Genomic DNA, 18,615 nt, shown 5'->3' with positions numbered 1-18,615 from the left:
GTTTTGGCCCCCAGGGGCAGCACAGAAGGCGGATGAGATGAATAGACCGCAGCATGTGCCGGTTCTTTTAGATGAAGTTTTGCAATTCCTGAATGTGCGGCCCGGCGGCGTTGTGGCAGATATGACGCTGGGGTTGGCAGGTCACTCTTCGGCAATCGCGAAGAGGCTGGGCGCGAAGGGCAGGCTGATCTGCTTCGACCGCGATGCCGAAGCGATGCTGGCGGCCAGGGCGAGGCTTGAAGAAGTACGAGCCGAACTCGGCGCTGAAATGCCCGAGCTGAGGTTCGAGCCCAGAGCGTTCTCGGAGGCAGCGGAGGCAATCGCGCCCGGGAGCCTGGACGGTCTGCTTGCGGACTTCGGCGTAAGCAGCCTGCAACTGGACGAGGCGCACAGAGGATTCAGTTTTCGGTCGGAAGGCCCGTTGGATATGCGGATGAATACGCAGGCGGGCGAGACGGCCGGACAAGTGGTAAATCAGGCGGACGAAGAAGAGCTCGCCAACCTGATTTACGAATTCGGAGAGGAAAGGAGGTCGCGGAGAATCGCCAGAGCCATTGTGCGGGCCCGGCCGATTACGACGACAGCAGAACTGGCTCGAGTCGTATCGGCCGCGGCCCCTCCAATGAAAGGCGACAAGATTCATCCGGCGACCAGGACCTTTCAGGCACTCCGAATTCGCGTGAATAACGAGCTGGGAGAGATTCAATCGCTGCTGAAATGCGCGGGGTCTCTGTTGAAGCCGGGAGGAAGGCTGGTGTTGATCAGCTTCCACTCGCTGGAAGACAGGCTGGTCAAAGATGCGTTCCGCGAAGGTGCGAAGCGCGGTGAGCTTGAGGTGTTGACGAAGAAGCCGGTGGTTGCCGGTGAAGAAGAAGAAAGAACAAATCCCCGGTCGAGAAGCGCAAAGCTGCGAGCGGCGGAGAAGACAGGGCTTAGGGCTTAGTGCCTGGGGACTAGGGAATAGGAACAGAGTTCCCGCAGATGTTTTGAGGTTTTGGCTTTGAAAGGGCGTGGCTTCAGCCACGCCGCTGGCAACAAAGGTACAGAGGGGCTTTAGCCCCTGAGGGAATGTCCGGATGGGCGCTCCTTCTTAACAAGATTTAGCCGCGTAGTTTGCGGCGACAAGTGATCGGGCCGGGGTTGTCCCACCTTCTTTCTGGCGAAAGACAACTCAGTAGCAAAAAGTCCCTTCCTTCAATAGCGATCCCGGCCCGGTTCGTATTTTGAGGAGAGTGGCAAAGAGCAAAGCACGAGGAGCGAGGTGCCCAATGGCAGCTTCGGCGATGGCAGGACAACAGATGGAGTTGATGAGCGCGCGGGCGCAGGGCCGCACGCAGTCGGTGGCCGAGCGCAACCGTGCTCTTTATGACGCGCAACGTCGCGCGCGACGCGGGCCCACGCCCGAAGTCTTTTTCGCCAAGTACATCGACAACAGCCGCATCGTCAAAGCCGACGATCCGGTCCGTCGCCGCGAGATGCGGCAGTTCAGCCTGGTGATGGGTATGCTTTTCATGCTCGTCATGGTCTACGTTTGGCAGCACTTCTCGGCGATCGAAGTCGGCTACCACGTCGAGGTGCAGAAGCAGCAGGTCGAGTTGCTGCGCGAGCAGAACCGGCAACTGCGGCTGACCGAGGCGCAGCTGACCGATCCCGAGCGCATCGACACGCTGGCCAGGCAGATGGGTCTGGCTGCTCCTTTGCCTGGACAGGTTGTAAGACCGAACGGCAGCGACGCGAATACACCGGTGCTCGCGCAGGCGCACGTGCCAGCGCAGATTACACAGTGATACGGTTGGAGAAGCAGCTGTACAACATCTGAATCAGCAGGACGGAAATGAACAAAGCGCCACGGCAGACCCTGACCGCTCCGATACGGAGGATACGGTTTGCTCACGTGGCGCTTTTTTTCTGCTTCTGGACGGGCCTGATTGCCGTCCGGCTGGTGTGGTTGCAGGTCTTTCGGCACCACCATTATGTAGAGCGTGCTGCGATGCAGCAGCAGCGCACCTTCGAGGTGGCTCCCCGGCGCGGCGTGCTCTACGACCGCAACCTGCGCGCGCTTGCCGTCACCGTACAGGCGGAGAGCGTGTACGCGGTGCCTTTGGAACTGGGCGACAACCGCGAGAGTACAGCAGAAATTCTCTCCGAGATTGTCCACAAGGACCCCGACGACAAGTTCACGTCGAAGAAGCAGATGCTGGCGCGGTTCAATGCCTCGCGCAACTTCGCGTGGGTGGCGCGCAAGCTCGACCCCGAGACGGCCGAGCGCGTCCGAGAGCTGAACCTCAAGGGTGTCTACTTCCAGAAGGAGTTCAAGCGCTTCTATCCGAACAATGATCTGGCTGCGCAGGTGCTTGGCTACGTAGGCACCGACGACATCGGCCTGGGCGGGTTGGAGCGCGAGTTCGACGACGATCTGCACGGTGTTCCGGGACACGTGCTCACCGCCGTCGACGCGCGCCGTCACGTGATGGACAGCGAAGAGAACCAGCCGATGCCGGGCGAAAACCTCGTCCTCTCCATCGATGCCAACATCCAATACATGGCCGAGCGTGCGCTCGACGCGCAGATGCAGAAGGTCAAGGCGTTGCACGGCGTGATTGTGGTGCAGGACCCGCATACCGGGCAGATTCTCGCGCTCGCCATCTCGCCGAGGTTCAATCCGAACGATTCGCGGCACATGCAGCCGGGCTCGCTGACGGACCTGGCGGTCAGCGACATCTACGAGCCGGGCTCGACCTTCAAGCTGGTCACGTATTCGGCTGCAATCGACGGAGCAGGCGTTGAGCCGACGGACATCGTGGACTGCCAGGGCGGACAGATGACGATGTACGGACGCACGCTGCACGACGACGTTTCGGACCGCGGTCTGGGCAAAGTGACGGTCCAGCGGGCGCTGGAGAAATCGAGCGACGTGGCCGCAGCGAAGATGGCTTTGAAGCTCGGACCTGACAAGTTCTACCACTACATGAAGGCGTATGGATTCGGCGAGCGCAGCGGGATCGAGCTGCCGAGTGAGACGCGCGGGCTTTTGCGTCCGCCGAGAAGATGGGGCTCAACCAGCATTCTGTCGCTGGCCATCGGGCAGGAAGTGGGCGTTACTCCCATCCAACTCGTCACCATGGTCAGCGCCATTGCAAACGGAGGTGTCTACCTGCCGCCGCATATTCTGCTGAAGTCCACCGACGAGATGCAGGGCGACCCGAGGCTGAAACCGATGGCATTCCACCCCGAGCAGGAGTTGCCGGACAAGCTGCCCGACGGTGCGCACCGTGTGATCTCCGAGCTGACTTCGGCGAAGATGCGGAAGATGATGCAGGGGATCGTGATCGAGGGAACCGGCACGCCCGCACAGTTGAATGGCTACAGTTCAGCCGGAAAGACGGGAACGGCGCAGAAGATTGATCCTGCGACGCGCACGTACTCGCATACCAAGCTGGTGGCAAGCTTTGCCGGGTTCGCACCCGTCAGCGATCCGGCGATCTCGGTGGCCGTGGTGATCGACACGCCAACCGTGGGCAGCCGATACGGTACCGCGGTGAGCGCCCCGGTCTTTGCCGAGGTGGCGCAGGAGGTGCTTGAATACCTCGGCGTGCCCCACGACCAGCCGCTCAAGGCGAAGAAGGGGACCATGATTGCCTCCGCCGCGAAGGCCGAGGCCGATGATAATCCTTCGGAGAACGCCGCAGACCTGACGGCAATGTTCGACGATGTAAACAACCTGCCTGCGGACGATCCTCTGCGCAAGGAGGCGAGCGACGAAGCGCAGGCAACCGTGACGCCTCCCGTTGCGGACGAGCCCAAGAAGACGCCATCGCCTTTGAATGCCCTGCCGTCAAAGACGGCGACATTTGGCGCGAGCGGACCATCGCCTGCCCAGCCGCTCCGATTGCCGAAGTCTGCTCCGGCCCAACAGGGTAAAGTGACTGTGGATGCCGGAGCCAAAGTGCCCGTGCCGTCATTCAGCGGAGCAGGGCTGCGCGCCGTAGTGGAGCGAGCCGACGCAGTGGGACTGCGCGTGCAGGTCATCGGCGACGGCCTGGCCCGCGAGCAGGTGCCGGCCGCCGGAACCATCGTTCCCGTGGGGACCGAGGTTGTCGTCCGGTTTACCCGGTAGAGACATGGGCCGCCGCACGCAGCCTGTCGCGGTTAGCATCACAACGGATATGAATTGGAACAATGCATGTGCGGAGCTGGTCGCGCTGGAGTGCGCAGGCACAGCGAACAATGTAACCGGCGTAGAGTACGACTCGCGACGTGTAAAACCGGGCGATGTGTTCATTGCCATGCGCGGCGGAGCCACCGACGGCAATCGCTATATTGACGCCGCGCTCAGGCAGGGTGCTGCGGCAGTCGTCACAGATTCGCACGAGACGTTCGTCCGGCTGCGACGAGAAAACGCAGGCACCGGCGCGGCGCTGGTTGAGCACGGCCGCCGCGCGATGGCTGAGATCAGCGCGGCGGTGTTGGGACATCCCGAGCGCAGCCTCGCACTAAGTGCCGTGACGGGTACCAACGGCAAAACAACAACAGCGTTCCTGCTGGAATCGATGTTGCGCAGCGTAGGCCGAACCTGCGTGCTGATCGGCACAGTCGAGACGCATGTGGGCGATGAGGTGCGCGAGTCGCCGCACACCACGCCAGAGTCGCGCGACGTGCTCGAAATCTTCACCGACGGCGTGCGCGCTGGCGCGACCGAGGCCGTCATGGAGATGTCCAGCCACGCGCTCGAACAGGAGCGTGTGTGGGGCCTCCCGGTCGATGTGGCGATCTTCACCAACCTGACGCAGGACCATCTCGATTACCACGGAACCATGGAGAACTATCTTCAGGCCAAGGCGCGATTGTTCGCTGGCGTTGGAGCACCCGCGCCGCGCGTGGCGGTCTTGAATGCAGACGACGAACACTTCGGAAGATTTCGTGATGCGGCGGGCCAGTCATCGCTGATGACCTTTGGCGTGACGAGCAAGGCCGCTGAATATCGTGCCGAAGAGATCCGCATCCAGCCAGGAGAGACGCGGTTCCGCTGTGCGACGCCGCACGGCACAGTGGAAATGCGATCTCCGCTCACCGGACGGGTGAATGTCTACAACCTTCTCGCCGCTTCGTGCGCGGCGCTGGCGCGAGGCCTGAGTATGGAGCAGATCATCACGGCGGCAGAAAGCCTGAGGCAGGCGCCCGGAAGATTTCAGGTCGTTCCCGCTGGCGACACCGGCATCACAGTCGTAGTGGACTACGCGCACACCGACGACGCACTGCGGAACCTCATCTCGCTGGCGCGCGAGTTGGTCAGGCAACACGGAGGCCGCGTGATTACACTCTTCGGATGCGGTGGCGACCGCGACCGCACCAAGCGTCCCAAGATGGGCAAGGCTGCGGGCGAACGCAGTGACCTGGTCGTATTGACCAGCGATAATCCGCGCACAGAGGAGCCGGAGGCGATCATCGCCGAGGCGTTGGTCGGTGTGAAGCAAACGGCGGCGGACTGCATCGTCGAAGAAGACCGCGCCGGAGCGATTGAGATTGCCATCCGCGCGGCGCGGCGCGGAGACATCGTTCTGCTCGCAGGCAAAGGGCACGAAAAAGTTCAGATACTCAAGAACGAGACTGTTCCGTTTGACGATGTAGCTGTAGCTGCCGCGGTCCTCAAGGAGATTGCATGAAGCTGACGTTAGGAAAGATTGCGGACTGGATTCATGCGGACGGCGAGTTCGACACCTCAGCCGAAGCACTTGGCTACGGCATCGATTCGCGGACCATCGGCGCAGACGAACTGTTCTTCGCCGTCAAAGGCGAGCGGCTCGACGGACACGACTTCGTCGGCGCCGCACTCGCCAACGGCGCAGTGGCGGCGGTCGTGAGCAACCGCTGGCTCGTACCTGCCGGGATCGACGAGAACAAGCTCCTGCTCGTGGCCGACTGCGAGGACTGCGTACTTGGCGCGTTGCAGAAGCTGGCCAACGCTGTGCGTCGCGACTGGGGCGGACGCGTAATCGGCGTGACGGGCTCGGCAGGCAAGACAACGACGAAGGAAGCCGTCGCGCAGGTCTTGAGCGCGCGGTTCAAAGTGCTGAAGTCTGCCGGGAATCTGAACAATGCGTTCGGCCTGCCATTGCAGTTGCTTCGTCTGGAGCATGAGCACGAAGTCGCCGTGGTGGAGATGGGCATGAACCATGCCGGTGAAATCGCGGCACTGGCAAAGATCGCGGAGCCAAACTGGGCCGTCGTCTCAAACGTAGGGCCGGTGCATCTGGAGTTCTTTCCTGACGGGATTGCAGGCATCGCGCGTGCAAAGTATGAGCTTGTCCAGGCGCTGCCTGCCGATGGAATTGCAGTGCTCAACTTCGACGATGACTATGTAGCTTCCTTCGCGCGCGGCATGGGCCCCCGCGCCGTGTTCTACGGTCTGCGCGAAGGAGCGGAGGTGCGGGCCACGCATGTTGCCGAAATTGGTGCGGAAGGAGTGGCGTTCACCGTCGAAGCGCACGGAGCGCGCGCGAGCGTCCAGTTGCGTCTACTCGGTAGGCACAACGTGCCGAACGCCCTCTCCGCCATTGCCGTGGGCCTGCGCAGCGGCATGGGCCTGGCCGAATGCGCCGCCGCCGTCAGCGGACTCCGCGCCGGAGACAAGCGCGGCGAAGTCATCCAGTGGCGCGGCGCAACGCTGATCAATGACTGCTACAACTCGAACCCCCGTGCGCTCGATGCCATGGTCGATGCGCTGATAGCGATGCCGGGGAGCCGTCACATTGTCGTGGCGGGCGAGATGCTGGAGCTTGGGCCCGAGGCCGAATCGCTCCATCGCGCCTGCGGCCAGCGGATGGCGAAGCGCGGTGTGACCACACTGCTCGGCGTGCGCGGAAACGCGGCGGCGATGGTCAGCGGGGCGCGCGAAGCCGGACTCGATGCACAGTTTGTAGACAAGCCCGAGGCGGCCGGAGAGTGGCTCCGTGCCAACGTGCAGGCGGGCGATGTGGTGCTGTTGAAGGCGTCGCGCGGCGTCGCGCTCGAAAAGGCGCTGGCAGGTTTGATGCAATGAAGAACGCATATACCGGCGAATGCAGCTTGGTTCGCTGTGGAAATGCAGCGAAAATGCAGGTTCCGGCCTGTTAAGATAGCTGAAGTCCGTGGGCTGTGCTGCTGCTGTCGTCGGGATTTCCGGGTTTGGATGGTTGGGTAGTTCAGTTCACTGTGAATCGAAGGCGGAGACGTTTTGCTCTATTGGCTGCTGTACCAGAAGTTGTTTCCCTACTTCCGGCTGTTTCGCATCTTTCGCTACATCACGTTTCGCACGGCATTTGCAAGTCTGACCGCGCTGTTGATCGGCTTGCTCATCGGGCCCTACGTGATCGAGAAGCTGCGCGAGTTCCAGATTGGCCAGTACATCCGCGAAGAAGGGCCGCAGTCGCACCAGAAAAAAAGCGGCACTCCGACGATGGGCGGCGTACTGATCTGCATCTCGATCCTCGTGCCCACGCTGCTCTGGTCCGACTTGTCGAACCCGCTGGTGTGGCTCGTGATGCTCTCCACGTTGGCCTTCGGCGCCATCGGCTTCGCCGACGACTACATCAAAGTCGTGCATCGCCGGAACCAGGGACTGACCGCGCGTGCCAAGCTGGGGTTACAGTTTCTTGCAAGCTTCGGCGTCGCCGCCGCTCTGGTCAAGATGGACCTGCACGGCATGTATTCGACGCGCCTCATCGTCCCGTTCGCCAAAAACTTCAGGCCCAACCTGCTCATCGATCATCTACTGCACGTGCCGCACCTATGGTGGCTGGCGTTTCTGCCCTTCGTCATCTTCGTAATGCTTGTCGTCTCGTTCTCAAGCAACGCCGTGAACCTGACCGACGGGCTCGACGGCCTTGCCATTGGCTGCACCATCATCGCCGCAGGTGCACTCACCGTGCTGACATACGTCAGCGGCCACGCGGTCTTCAGCGACTATCTCGAACTACAGCGAATGCCGCTGGTCAGCGAGCTAACCGTCTTCTGCGGAGCGATGGTCGGGGCAAGCATCGGCTTCCTCTGGTATAACGCCCACCCCGCCGAAGTCTTCATGGGCGACGTAGGCAGCCTCGCGCTTGGCGGAGCAATCGGCACGCTGGCTGTGGTCATCAAGCAGGAGCTTCTACTGCCGTTTATCGGTGGCGTATTCATTCTCGAAGCCCTCAGTGTGATGCTGCAGGTAGGCAGTTATAAGCTGCGCAACGGGAAGCGTATCTTCAAGATGGCGCCGCTGCACCACCACTTCGAGCTGATGGGCTGGTCGGAGTCGAAGGTGATTGCGCGGTTCTGGATCATGGCGCTCGTCTTCGCTCTCTTTGCACTTACAACGCTGAAACTGCGGTGATTTTGAAGGACGGATTGGCAAATGATGGATTTGAAAAATAAGCGAGTGCTCGTGGTGGGGCTGGGCAAGTCGGGGATTTCGGCGGCGATGTTTCTCCGCAAGCTGGGCGCGCGGGTGACGGTGAGCGACACGCGCAGCGCAACCGCGCTGGCCAAAGAGATCCCCACGTTGCTCGATGCGGGCATCATGGTCGAAGCAGGCGGGCACGGACTGCTGACCTTTCGCCGCCAGGACCTGATCGTCGTCTCGCCCGGTGTGCCGATGGACACGCCCGAAGTGAAGCAGTCGCTCGAATACGGCATGAAGGTCATCGGTGAGCTGGAGCTGGCCTCGCGCTTCCTCAAAGGCCGCGTCGTTGCCATCACCGGCTCGAACGGGAAGACGACCACAACGACGCTGGTCGGAAAAATCTTCAGCGATGCAGGTGTGCAGACGCAGGTAGGCGGCAACATCGGCTTGCCGGTCATCGACCTCATCGAAAAGAGCACTCCGGAAACAACCAACGTACTCGAAGTTTCGAGCTTTCAGTTGGAGACCATCGAGGAGTTCCATCCTCACATCGCCGTCGTGCTCAACATCACACCGGACCACCTCGACCGGCACGGCAGCTTCGAAGCCTACGCGGCGGCAAAGACGCGCATCACCGAGCGGCAGGGACCCGAAGACTTCCTCGTGCTCAACGCTGAAGACAAGCCCACGCAGATGGTCGCCGCGAAGAGTAAAGCGCAGATCTACTGGTTCAGCCCGCGCAGGCCCATCAAGCAGGGTGCGTTCGTGCATGGCGAGAGCATCGTCTTCATCCCGCGCGAAGGCGCGAAGCCCGAGCCGGTCATGCCGGTGGCTGAGATTCATCTCAAAGGCGCGCACAACGTCGAAAACGTACTGGCCGCGGTCTGTACGGCGCGGCTGGCAGGGATCCCCGCCGAAAAAATCCGCGCGTCGGTGGCCTCCTTCAAAGCCGTCGAACACAGGCTCGAGTTTGTCCGCACTGTGAACGGCGTCGAGTTCTACAACGACTCGAAGGCCACCAACGTGGACGCGGCAATGAAGGCGCTGGCCTCGTTCCCCAAGGGCATCCACCTGATTCTCGGCGGCAAAGACAAGGACTCCGACTACACCCTGATGGCCGACCTGCTCCGCGAGCGCGTCAAGACTGTTTACACGATAGGTTCAGCCGCCGAAAAGATTGAGCGCCACCTCCAGGGAGTCGTGAAGATGGTGGCAGCGGGCACGCTCCAGGCCGCCGTGGCCGAGGCCGCGAAGACAGCGACTCCGGGCGAGGTGGTGCTGCTCTCGCCTGCCTGCTCGAGCTTCGATCAGTTCGACAACTATGAGCATCGCGGACGGATGTTCCGGCAGTTTGTAAACGAGTTGCGGTAGAAGGGCGGAATGGCGAAGAGAGTAGGGGTGGACAAATGGCTCTTCGGAACTGTGCTGCTGCTGGTGCTGTTCGGCCTGGTGCAGGTCTTTTCCGCGTCGGCGGTGGTGGCGCAGGCCAACCTCGGCTCGCCGTACTCGTACGTCGTACGGCAGGCCATCTGGGCGCTCTTCGGGCTGCTGGTCATGGTCGGGCTCATGCGCGTGGACTATCGCGTCTATAACAACCCCCGTGTTGTATTTCCGGCGGTCACGGTCACTGTGCTGATGCTGGTAGCCGTCTTCGCCATGAGCGGCATGAACGGCGCCCACCGCTGGATCCGCATCGCAGGCACGACGATCGAGCCATCCGAACTAGCCAAGCCGGTGTTGGTGTTGTTCCTCGCCTACTTTCTCCAGACACGCATTCACCAAATCGACGACGTGAAAGGAACCATCCTGCGCGCGGTCGCCGTGCCGCTGCTGTTCACGCTGCTGATCCTGAAAGAGCCCGACCTCGGCACCGCCATCGTCTGCGTAGCCGTCACCGCGCTGATGCTCTATCTGGCAGGTGCGCGTCTGCGCTACTTCGCCGTCGCCGGCATGTTCGCTGCGCCGGTGCTTTACTACATGCTCTTCCACATCGCATTCCGGCGCGCACGGATGCTTGCCTTCATCAATCCCGAAGCCGACCCTCGCGGCACCGGCTTCCACATCCTGCAATCGCTCATCGCCGTTGGCACGGGTGGCTTCTTCGGACGCGGCCTCATGGAAGGCGTTCAAAAACTCTTCTATCTGCCCGAGGTGCAAACCGACTTCATCTTCGCCAACATCTGCGAAGAACTCGGGCTGATCGGTGCGCTCCTGGTCGTCGCACTGTTTGTTGCATTAGCTTATCGAGGCTTGCGCGCGGCCTTTCTCTCAACCGATCCCTTCGCCCGTTTCCTCGCCTTCGGTCTCACGGTGACGATCCTCATTCAGGCGTTCTTTAACATGAGCGTCGTGCTGGCGCTGTTGCCTACTAAAGGCATCCCGCTGCCGTTCATCTCTTCGGGCGGCACGTCCATCTTCATCACGCTGGCCTGCATGGGCGTGCTGCTGAACGTCACCCGCGAGATCGAGTAAGGCAGTGAATCAAAGGCAAAGACCATGCGGGTTCTGATTGCAGGCGGCGGCACCGGCGGGCACGTCATCCCCGCACTGGCGATTGCGCGCGAGCTGCGCGACAAAGCCGGAGTCGAGGTTCGCTTCGTCGGCACCGCGCGCGGCCTGGAGACGCGCCTTGTACCCGAAGCCGGCTTCGCGCTCGAACTCATCAAAGTCGGCCAACTCAAAAACGTATCCGTGATGACGCGCGTGCGAACACTCGCCGATCTGCCTCTGGGAGTGGTCCGTTGCATGGGACTGCTGAGGAGTTTTCGACCAGATGTCGTCATCGGTGTGGGGGGATACGCATCCGGCCCCGCAATGATGGCTGCCGTGCTGCTGCGCGTGCCCACGCTCGCGTTTGAGCCAAACGCAGTGCCGGGGCTCGCAAACCGTATCGTCGGCAAAATGGTGTCGGCGGCAGCAGTCAACTTCGCAGAGACACAACGCTACTTTCGCAATGCAAACGTAACAGGAACACCTGTCAGGCCGGAGTTCTTTGCCATCGCTCCAAAGCAGCCAGGCGAACGCAAACGTCTGCTGGTCTTCGGTGCCAGCCAGGGCGCTCGCATATTCAACGAACTGCTGCCGACGATCATGGAGCGTCTGCTAACCGCGCTCCCTGACCTCGATGTCGTTCACCAGACAGGCGCACGGCACGGCGAAGCGACCGCGCAAGCCTACGCCCGCGTAGGTGGGCCATTCGACCGCGCGCTGGTGACGCCGTATCTCGACGACATGGCCGCACAGTTTGCTGCCGCAGATTTAATCGTATGCCGCAGCGGTGCAAGCACCATGGCCGAACTCGCCGCGGCGGGCAGGGCGTCGCTGCTGGTGCCGTTCCCGCAGGCAGCCGACGATCACCAGAGGAAGAATGCAGAGGTCTTTGTCGCCGCAGGAGCGGCCGAGATGATCATCGAGTCACAACTCGACGAAGAACGTCTCCTGAAGACATTGACTGCCCTGCTCGGCGACGATGTTCGCCGCCAAGCCATGGGAGCAGCCGCGCGAACGCTGGCGCACCCTGACGCACTCGATGAAATTCAAGCAATCGTGATGAAGTTGGCACAACGCTGAGACTCGGCCGTCACAACGAGACCGAAACCGCTCTAGTCCTCGCGAATTCAGCCTCCGAAGCGGGATTGGTTGTCATTGGATTTGTTGTCATTCCCGCAGGGAATCCGCGTTTTGCTTCGGGCCGCACCGAGCTACAGTTTTGGAGAACGTGCTCGATGCGGACCCAGCGTTACTCCGAACCGCCAATCTCTCCGGTCTCGATCGGCGGCTGTTCCTTCGGCGCGAAGTAGCTCTTGTCCCACAGCGCCTGATAGAACTCGCCGGTCAGCGCGGCCGCCTTGGGGCCAAACGTGGGCCTGCCACCTTCGAGGAAAAACACCGTCACAATCGGTCCGCGCGGCGTGTCCGCATAGGAGCCAAACCAGCCGAAGCGCGTCCCATCGTTCGAGCACGTGCCTGTCTTTCCCATCACCGGGAACTGGCTGAAGTTTGCTCGCAGAGAGCGCGCCGTCCCATACTGCACCGCGCCCTCCATGCCGTCCTGAATCTCAGGAATCAGCGGAGCGATGTTCAGTTTGCGCTTCACCTTCGGTGCAAACGACGCGACCTCTTCCGGAGTCTCCGGATGCTGCAGGTAGTACAGCGTGCCGCCGTTGGCAATCGCAGAGATCAGCGCGCCCAGTTGCAGCGGCGTCATCGAAACGCCCTGGCCGAACGAGCACATCTTGCCAACGCCGCCTTCGGACGCAGGCAGAACCTCGTCGGGATACGTGCCGAGCTGTTCGCCCTGAATGTCGTAGCCCGCCAATTCGCCCAGGCCGAACCGGTTCGCGTAGTGTTTCACGCGGTCAAAGCCAAGCTCGCGCCCCAGCGTTTCAAAGTAAAGATTGTTCGAGTGTGCCAGCGCCTGGGTCATCGTCATGCTGAAGCGCCTGCCCAGCTTCACCGGCGTGTCTTTGGTGACGATACCTTCTTCGAGCGCCGCCAGTGCTACCGAAAGCTTAATCGTCGAGCAGGGCTCCGCGCCGCGGCTCAATGCGAGTTTCTGATTCACCATGGCAAGAATGCGGCCGTTCGTCGGATCAATCGCTACGACGGTGCCGTTCATATTGCCCAGCGCGTCAATCGCCGCCGCGCGCACCGCCGGGTCTTCGCCCGCGGTCACATCGCCCTGCGTCAGGTCGCTTGCATCTGTAAACGAGCTTGCCGTAAAGCGTTCAACGTACCGATATCGGCGATGGCGATACCGCGTCTCCCGCGAGACCCGCACCAGCCTCGCTCCATGATGGGAGCGCACCGTCGCCACCGAGCGGCGCGTCGTATGCCTTACAGTACGGTGCGAAACCGCTGTTGCATGTACCCGGCTGCTCTTACTGGTATGGGCCGCGCGCCTGTGGGAGCGAGCGGAAGTATGCGCCGCGACCGTCGTGTGATGTTTCTTGCTCGACTTCGCAGTCGTCGCACCCGCTTCCACTCCAGCACACAGTACAAGGCCGAAGAGGATTGCGCCAAACACCTTCATATTCTTCAACATCGGCGATTCCTCTTACTACATCAATAAGACAAGCAATTTTTCTGCCATCAGCCCCAAAAAACAGGCTGAGAAACCTCTTTTATTCAACTACAGTACGCACACCGTTGCAGTGCCTCTTTCGTGCTATCAGCACACAGGTCGTTTCATCTCATCAATTTCCGCGCCGTAAAAACGCCGGAATATCCAACTCATCCGGCTCCACGCGGCCCACCTGCGCCACCGCTCCGCCATACGACGGTGCACGAACGGAAACCTCGGCAACCAGTTCCTCCGTCGCCGCGCCCCAGGTCTCCTCTATTTGGACGCGCGCCGGAGCCGCATAGTGAGTCTGTTCACGCACTTGCGCCGCCTCTTCCATTGTATCGAACGCGCCGATCTCTACTCCGTGTGCGGACGTCCGAAAAAAATCATCGTCAAAAACCGATGCAGGCACAGGCAGCAGCTCCGCCGCAGCCTCCATCGGAGCCATCGGCGGCAGGGTCACGGGCGGCTCCGACTCACTGGCAAACCGCGGCGCGGCTGCGCGAGCGTTCGTCACGCGCGGCTGAATCGGCACCTCGTAGCGCATCGTCGGCAGAGTCGCTTCGGCCAGCATCCGCTCGCGCCGCTCCGGCATCTCCTGCTGCTTGAAGCCGGTGGCGATGACGGTAATCTTCACCTCGTCACCCATCGACTCATCCTGCACCGCGCCGAAGATAATATTTGCGTCCTCGTGCGCCGCGTTCTGGATAATCGTCGAAGCCTCATTCACCTCATTCAGCTTCAGCGAGCTCGATCCGGTGATGTTAATCAAAATCCCCTTCGCCCCATCAATCGCGCCCGACTCCAGCAGCGGAGAAGCCATCGCCGCCATCGCCGCCTCCACCGCGCGGTCTTTGCCCGAGCGTATCGCCGTGCCCATCACCGCGTAGCCCATGCCTGCCATCGTCGTCTTCACGTCGGCAAAGTCGCGGTTGATCACGCCCGGAATCGTGATGATGTCCGAGATGCCCTGCACGCCCTGCCGCAACACGTCGTCGGCAATGCGGAAGCTCTCGAAGAAGCCCGCGTCCTTCGCCACCGCCAGCAGCTTCTCATTCGGAATCACAATCACCGTATCGACGGAGTTGAGCAGCTCCTGCATTCCGCGCTCGGCCTGCATCATGCGCCGCTTGCCTTCAAACGCGAACGGCCGTGTGACGACAGCGACCGTCAGCGCGCCCATCTCGCTGGCCAGCGAAGCGATCACCGGAGCCGCGCCCGTGCCCGTACCGCCGCCCAACCCAGCCGTCACGAACACCATGTCCGCGCCCTCAAGCGCCTCGATGATCTTTTCCGAATCTTCCAGCGCCGCGCGCCTGCCCACATCGGGATTTGCACCCGCGCCCAACCCGCTCGTCAGCTTCACGCCCAGTTGCAGCTTCACCGGCGCGTTCGACACCTGTAGTGCCTGCACATCGGTATTGGCTGCGATGAACTCCACGCCCGCCACATTGGCCGCAATCATGCGATTCACGGCGTTGTTCCCACCGCCGCCTACGCCGATGACCTTGATCTTCGCCCCACGGGGTATCTCGTCGTGATAGTGAATGCGGAGGGCGTCGTCAGGCAGATTCGGCATGGATTCAGGGCTCCTTGAAGTCAGTTAATTCTCCCATCTCCCTGCCAAAGGCAACGTCCCTCTTTTCCACCGCGCGTACCATAAATGGTTCAGAATCCTCGTACAACCGCCTTCTGAAAAGTTCACAGCAAGTTTCCGGCCAAAGAAAAAGCGTCGAGGCTGCTGTCTTTTGTGCTACAACGACAGTTACCAAATTGCCCTGTGCCCGCAGTTACCGGGCGCTTTTTTTGCAGACAGGGCGCTGGCGCAACACCGTTGTCCACATATCCAGAGTGGTTTGTGAGGCCCCATGAGAAAGCTGCTCGCGTCATTCCTCCTGAAAGCCCTCCCTGTCCTTCTGCTTGGCATCCTCGCCGCGCCCATCGCACAAGCTACCGGCGTTTCGATCCACGATATCCAGGGCACCAAGTCCACCACCGCCGAAGTCATCTCTCCGCTCGTGGGCCAGACCGTGAATACTTCCGGCGTCGTCACGGCGATTACCAGCACAGGCTTCTTCATCCAGACGCCTGACGCCTCCGCCGACAGCAATCCACTCACCCCCGAAGGCATCTACGTCAACACAGGCTCCGCGCCACCTGCCAGCGTCGTCATCGGCAATAATCTCCAGGTGAGTGGCACCGTCACCACCGTCCCTGCCACGACACAAAGCCACACACCAGGAACCGAAATCACCGTCAATCCCGCCACCGGCATCACGGTCGTCTCCACCAATCAGCCGCTGCCAGCGCCCATCGTCATCGATGCATCGAAGCTCTCCGCCACCGGCAGCATCTACCAGCTCACGCCGTATGAAGGCATGCGCGTCACCTTCGCCTCGCTGACATCTGTCTCGGGCACCGGCGGCACACTCGACGAAGTCAACGAGACCTACACCTCGAACGGCCAGTTCTACGCCGTCCTCACCAGCACCTCGGGCACGACCCCGCGCCCGTTCCGCGAGCCGGGCATCGATCTCCGCGACGCCGCCGTGCCCAATACTCCGGCCAATGTAGCCCAGTTCGACGACAACCCCGAGCGCATCCTCGTCGACTCCGGCACGCTCGTTGGTTCGACGCCCATCGACGTCTCCAGCGGCGCCGCGCTTCCCAACGTCACCGGCGTGCTCGACTTCACCGCCAGCCTCGACAGCACTTACACCCCCGCGCGCCTGCTCATCGACCCTTCCTATAGCCAGTCGAACATCACTCCCGGCATCACACCGCAGACCACCGCCGCCGCCGGGTCCAACATCTTCACCGTAGCCGCCTTCAACGTCCAGCGCCTCTTCAATACCTCTTCCGCCGACAACCTCTACTACGTCCCCGCAGGCGTCGCACCCAACACCGGAGCCAACGGCACCACCTTCCCCTCCACCGCCGTCAATGTCACCTCTGCTGCTTATCAGCGCCGCATCGCCAAGATCGCGCTCGCCATCTGCAACAACCTCCGCTCGCCCGACATCGTCGCGCTCGAAGAGGTCGAGAACCTGAGTGTCGTCACCGACATTGCCACGCAGATCAAAAACACCGCCGGCTGCGGCACCGTCTACGCTGCCTACGGCACCAACAACACCAGCGACAGCACCGTCTTCTATACGCAGGACAGCACCGGCATCTCCGTCGGCTTCCTCGTTAAAACCACAACCGTAGACTTTGGCGGAATCGGCCAGACCGGACAGGACACCACCTTCACCCTCACCGGCACGACAACGCCACTTCTCGTCCTCAACGACCGCCCATGGCTCGCCATCCAGGCCGGCATCAAGCGCGCAGGTGCGCTGGACTACACCGTCGCCGTCATCGTCAACGATATGCAGTCGATGGCGGGCGAGAACAGCCCCACGTCTTCAGTCATTCGCCAGAAGCGGGAGCTTCAGGCCGAGAACATCGCCCAGGCCATCCAGAATCTTCAGGCGCAGCATTTCCACATCATTTCCGTCGGCGACTTCAACGCCTTCGAGTTCTCCGACGGCTACACGGACTCGCTCGCCACGTACACCAACACCAACGTCCTGCCCGCCACACAGGTCGTCCAGCCCGGCAAAGCGGGCCTGGTCACTCCGGCGCTCACCGACCTCACTCTTCAGATCGCAGACAAGACCCAGCGATGGTCCTACGTCGAAAACGGAAACGCCGAGGTCCTCGACCACATCGCCGTCTCCTCCGAGCTGGCTGCATCCACCACGCTCAACTACATCCACTTCAACGCGGACTTTCCCGTCATCGACTACAACGACGACACCACCGCCACCCGCGTCTCCGACCATGACGTAGCCCTCGGCTACTTCACCATTCCGCCGCCGGTCCTGCTCGCCTCGGTTGTGCCCACCAACGCCACCTTCGCCAGCACCATCGTTGGCTCCTCTTCCGCGCCACAGGTCTTCACCATCTCCAACAGTGGCGATGCGTCGTTCACCGTTAACAGCATCACCACTTCCGGCGACTTTGCCCAGACCAACACCTGCGGCACACTCCCCACGACCCTCGCTCCCGGCGCATCCTGCACGGCCAGCGTCGTCTTTACCCCCACCGCCGCCGGTACACGCACAGGCTCATTCTCCGTCGTCACCAGCGTCAACGCCAACGCCCTCACCGCGCCGCTCACCGGTACTGGCACCACGCCCACCACACCCGACTTTACCCTTACAGACAGCGCAGGACACGCCACCACGACCATCACTGTCGCCGCTGGCTCAACCGGGTCCGCCACGCTGGTCTTCACACCAGTCAACGGATTCAACGCGGCCATCATCTCCACCTGCGCCGCCCAGGGTACCGCGCCCGCAGGAGTCACCTGCACCGCGCCCGCATCGTTCACGCTCTCCGGCACCGCTGCGGTCAATAAGACCGTCTCCTTCACAACCACCGCGCGCACCAGCTCTGGCGGCATCGCGCTCGATTCCATCCCGCGCTCGCCCTGGACCGCGACCGCGTTGCTCTCCCTCATCGGCCTGGTCATGTTCCTCGCCGGACGCACCCGCCGCCTCGCCCGCCTCGCCGGGCTGCTCACACTCCTGCTCGCACTTTTCCTGCCCGCCCTTGGCTGCGGAGGCAGCGGTAGTGGTGGAGGCGGTGGCGGAGGAGGAAACACAGGCACTCCCGCTGGCACCTACACCTATACCGTCACAGCCACCAGCGGAACCCTCAGCCACACCGAAACCGTCACCCTCATCGTGCAATAGGATCTGCCGAAACGAGCCAACACAACGTCATCTCGACCGAAGACGGCCCTTTGCTCGCCCTAAACCACGTCATCTCGACCGAAGGCGACGTCTTTTGGCCGCCGCAGTGGAGAGACCCCCGTATTTCTTCCTTCGCCACAGCCGCAGATGCCATCCTTCACAACTTCATAACAAAGGGCCGAGGATCCACAAAACCCAACCCGCCGTCTTACTTGTCAACCCCACCTCACACGCAATCACCTCAAACCACACCCCTTCCCCGTGGCGGTCGAGTTTCCCCCACCTGCTATCCTTAAATCATGAAGCTCGGCCCCGGAAGCCAATCCGGACCTTTTCGCTTTGACCTTTGAATCGTGCAGATAGTCCGGACCTAAGTCCAATGTTTGAAGGACTTTGAGTATTTAATAGGGGGAGGGGGGGGTACCATGAGAAAAGCAATGCTCTCCGAG

12 protein-coding genes are annotated in these 18,615 nt (G+C 61.7%); 10 read left to right on the top strand and 2 right to left on the bottom strand.

The genetic code is table 11. The features are described from left to right. Window positions 1-37: 37 nt before the first annotated feature. The 9 genes from rsmH to murG all read left to right on the top strand — a co-directional run bounded on the left by rsmH (window position 38) and on the right by murG (window position 11,929). Complete coding sequence (gene rsmH, locus VFU66_RS13220) at window positions 38-943, top strand: 16S rRNA (cytosine(1402)-N(4))-methyltransferase RsmH (RefSeq protein ID WP_326446733.1); 906 nt, start codon at window positions 38-40, stop codon at window positions 941-943. A gap of 325 nt (window positions 944-1,268) precedes the next feature. Then, window positions 1,269-1,787 carry a cell division protein FtsL gene (locus VFU66_RS13215; protein WP_326446732.1) on the top strand — a complete coding sequence of 173 codons (519 nt, stop codon included), beginning with the start codon at window positions 1,269-1,271 and terminating at the stop codon, window positions 1,785-1,787. Between the two features lie 47 nt (window positions 1,788-1,834). After that, on the top strand, window positions 1,835-4,117 hold the full coding sequence (locus tag VFU66_RS13210) for a PASTA domain-containing penicillin-binding protein (RefSeq protein ID WP_326446731.1): 2,283 nt from the start codon (window positions 1,835-1,837) through the stop codon (window positions 4,115-4,117). Between the two features lie 49 nt (window positions 4,118-4,166). After that, window positions 4,167-5,663 carry a UDP-N-acetylmuramoyl-L-alanyl-D-glutamate--2,6-diaminopimelate ligase gene (locus tag VFU66_RS13205; protein WP_326446730.1) on the top strand — a complete coding sequence of 499 codons (1,497 nt, stop codon included), beginning with the start codon at window positions 4,167-4,169 and terminating at the stop codon, window positions 5,661-5,663. Beyond that, window positions 5,660-7,039 carry a UDP-N-acetylmuramoyl-tripeptide--D-alanyl-D-alanine ligase gene (locus tag VFU66_RS13200; protein ID WP_326446729.1) on the top strand — a complete coding sequence of 460 codons (1,380 nt, stop codon included), beginning with the start codon at window positions 5,660-5,662 and terminating at the stop codon, window positions 7,037-7,039. The genes VFU66_RS13205 and VFU66_RS13200 overlap by 4 nt, the downstream gene beginning before the upstream one ends. A gap of 174 nt (window positions 7,040-7,213) precedes the next feature. Then, window positions 7,214-8,350 carry a phospho-N-acetylmuramoyl-pentapeptide-transferase gene (mraY, locus tag VFU66_RS13195; protein ID WP_326446728.1) on the top strand — a complete coding sequence of 379 codons (1,137 nt, stop codon included), beginning with the start codon at window positions 7,214-7,216 and terminating at the stop codon, window positions 8,348-8,350. A gap of 24 nt (window positions 8,351-8,374) precedes the next feature. Next, complete coding sequence (gene murD / locus VFU66_RS13190; protein ID WP_326446742.1) at window positions 8,375-9,730, top strand: UDP-N-acetylmuramoyl-L-alanine--D-glutamate ligase; 1,356 nt, start codon at window positions 8,375-8,377, stop codon at window positions 9,728-9,730. A 9-nt stretch (window positions 9,731-9,739) separates the two neighbouring features. Then, window positions 9,740-10,831, top strand: a complete 1,092-nt coding sequence (ftsW, locus tag VFU66_RS13185; RefSeq protein WP_326446727.1) for a putative lipid II flippase FtsW — start codon at window positions 9,740-9,742, stop codon at window positions 10,829-10,831. Between the two features lie 24 nt (window positions 10,832-10,855). Then, window positions 10,856-11,929: an undecaprenyldiphospho-muramoylpentapeptide beta-N-acetylglucosaminyltransferase gene (gene murG / locus VFU66_RS13180; protein WP_326446726.1), complete on the top strand. Its 1,074-nt coding sequence runs from the start codon at window positions 10,856-10,858 to the stop codon at window positions 11,927-11,929. A gap of 169 nt (window positions 11,930-12,098) precedes the next feature. On the opposite strand, the gene VFU66_RS13175 is transcribed toward murG, so the two are convergent. Together VFU66_RS13175 and ftsZ are read right to left on the bottom strand one after the other, a co-directional pair. Next, a complete protein-coding gene (locus VFU66_RS13175) occupies window positions 12,099-13,403 on the bottom strand; it encodes a penicillin-binding transpeptidase domain-containing protein (protein WP_326446725.1) in 1,305 nt (434 codons plus the stop codon). A gap of 151 nt (window positions 13,404-13,554) precedes the next feature. Further along, window positions 13,555-15,003: a cell division protein FtsZ gene (gene ftsZ / locus VFU66_RS13170; RefSeq protein WP_326446724.1), complete on the bottom strand. Its 1,449-nt coding sequence runs from the start codon at window positions 15,001-15,003 to the stop codon at window positions 13,555-13,557. Window positions 15,004-15,292: 289 nt separating this feature from the next. Between ftsZ and VFU66_RS13165 the strand changes: the two genes are divergently transcribed. Continuing rightward, window positions 15,293-18,166 (top strand): lipo-invert putative C-terminal anchoring domain-containing protein, encoded by a 2,874-nt coding sequence (locus VFU66_RS13165; protein WP_326446723.1) that lies wholly within the window; start codon window positions 15,293-15,295, stop codon window positions 18,164-18,166. The last annotated feature ends 449 nt before the right edge of the window (window positions 18,167-18,615 follow it).

Source organism: Edaphobacter sp., assembly GCF_035763405.1.
Lineage (GTDB): Bacteria > Acidobacteriota > Terriglobia > Terriglobales > Acidobacteriaceae > Edaphobacter.
This window is presented reverse-complemented; position numbering and strand designations above follow the sequence as displayed.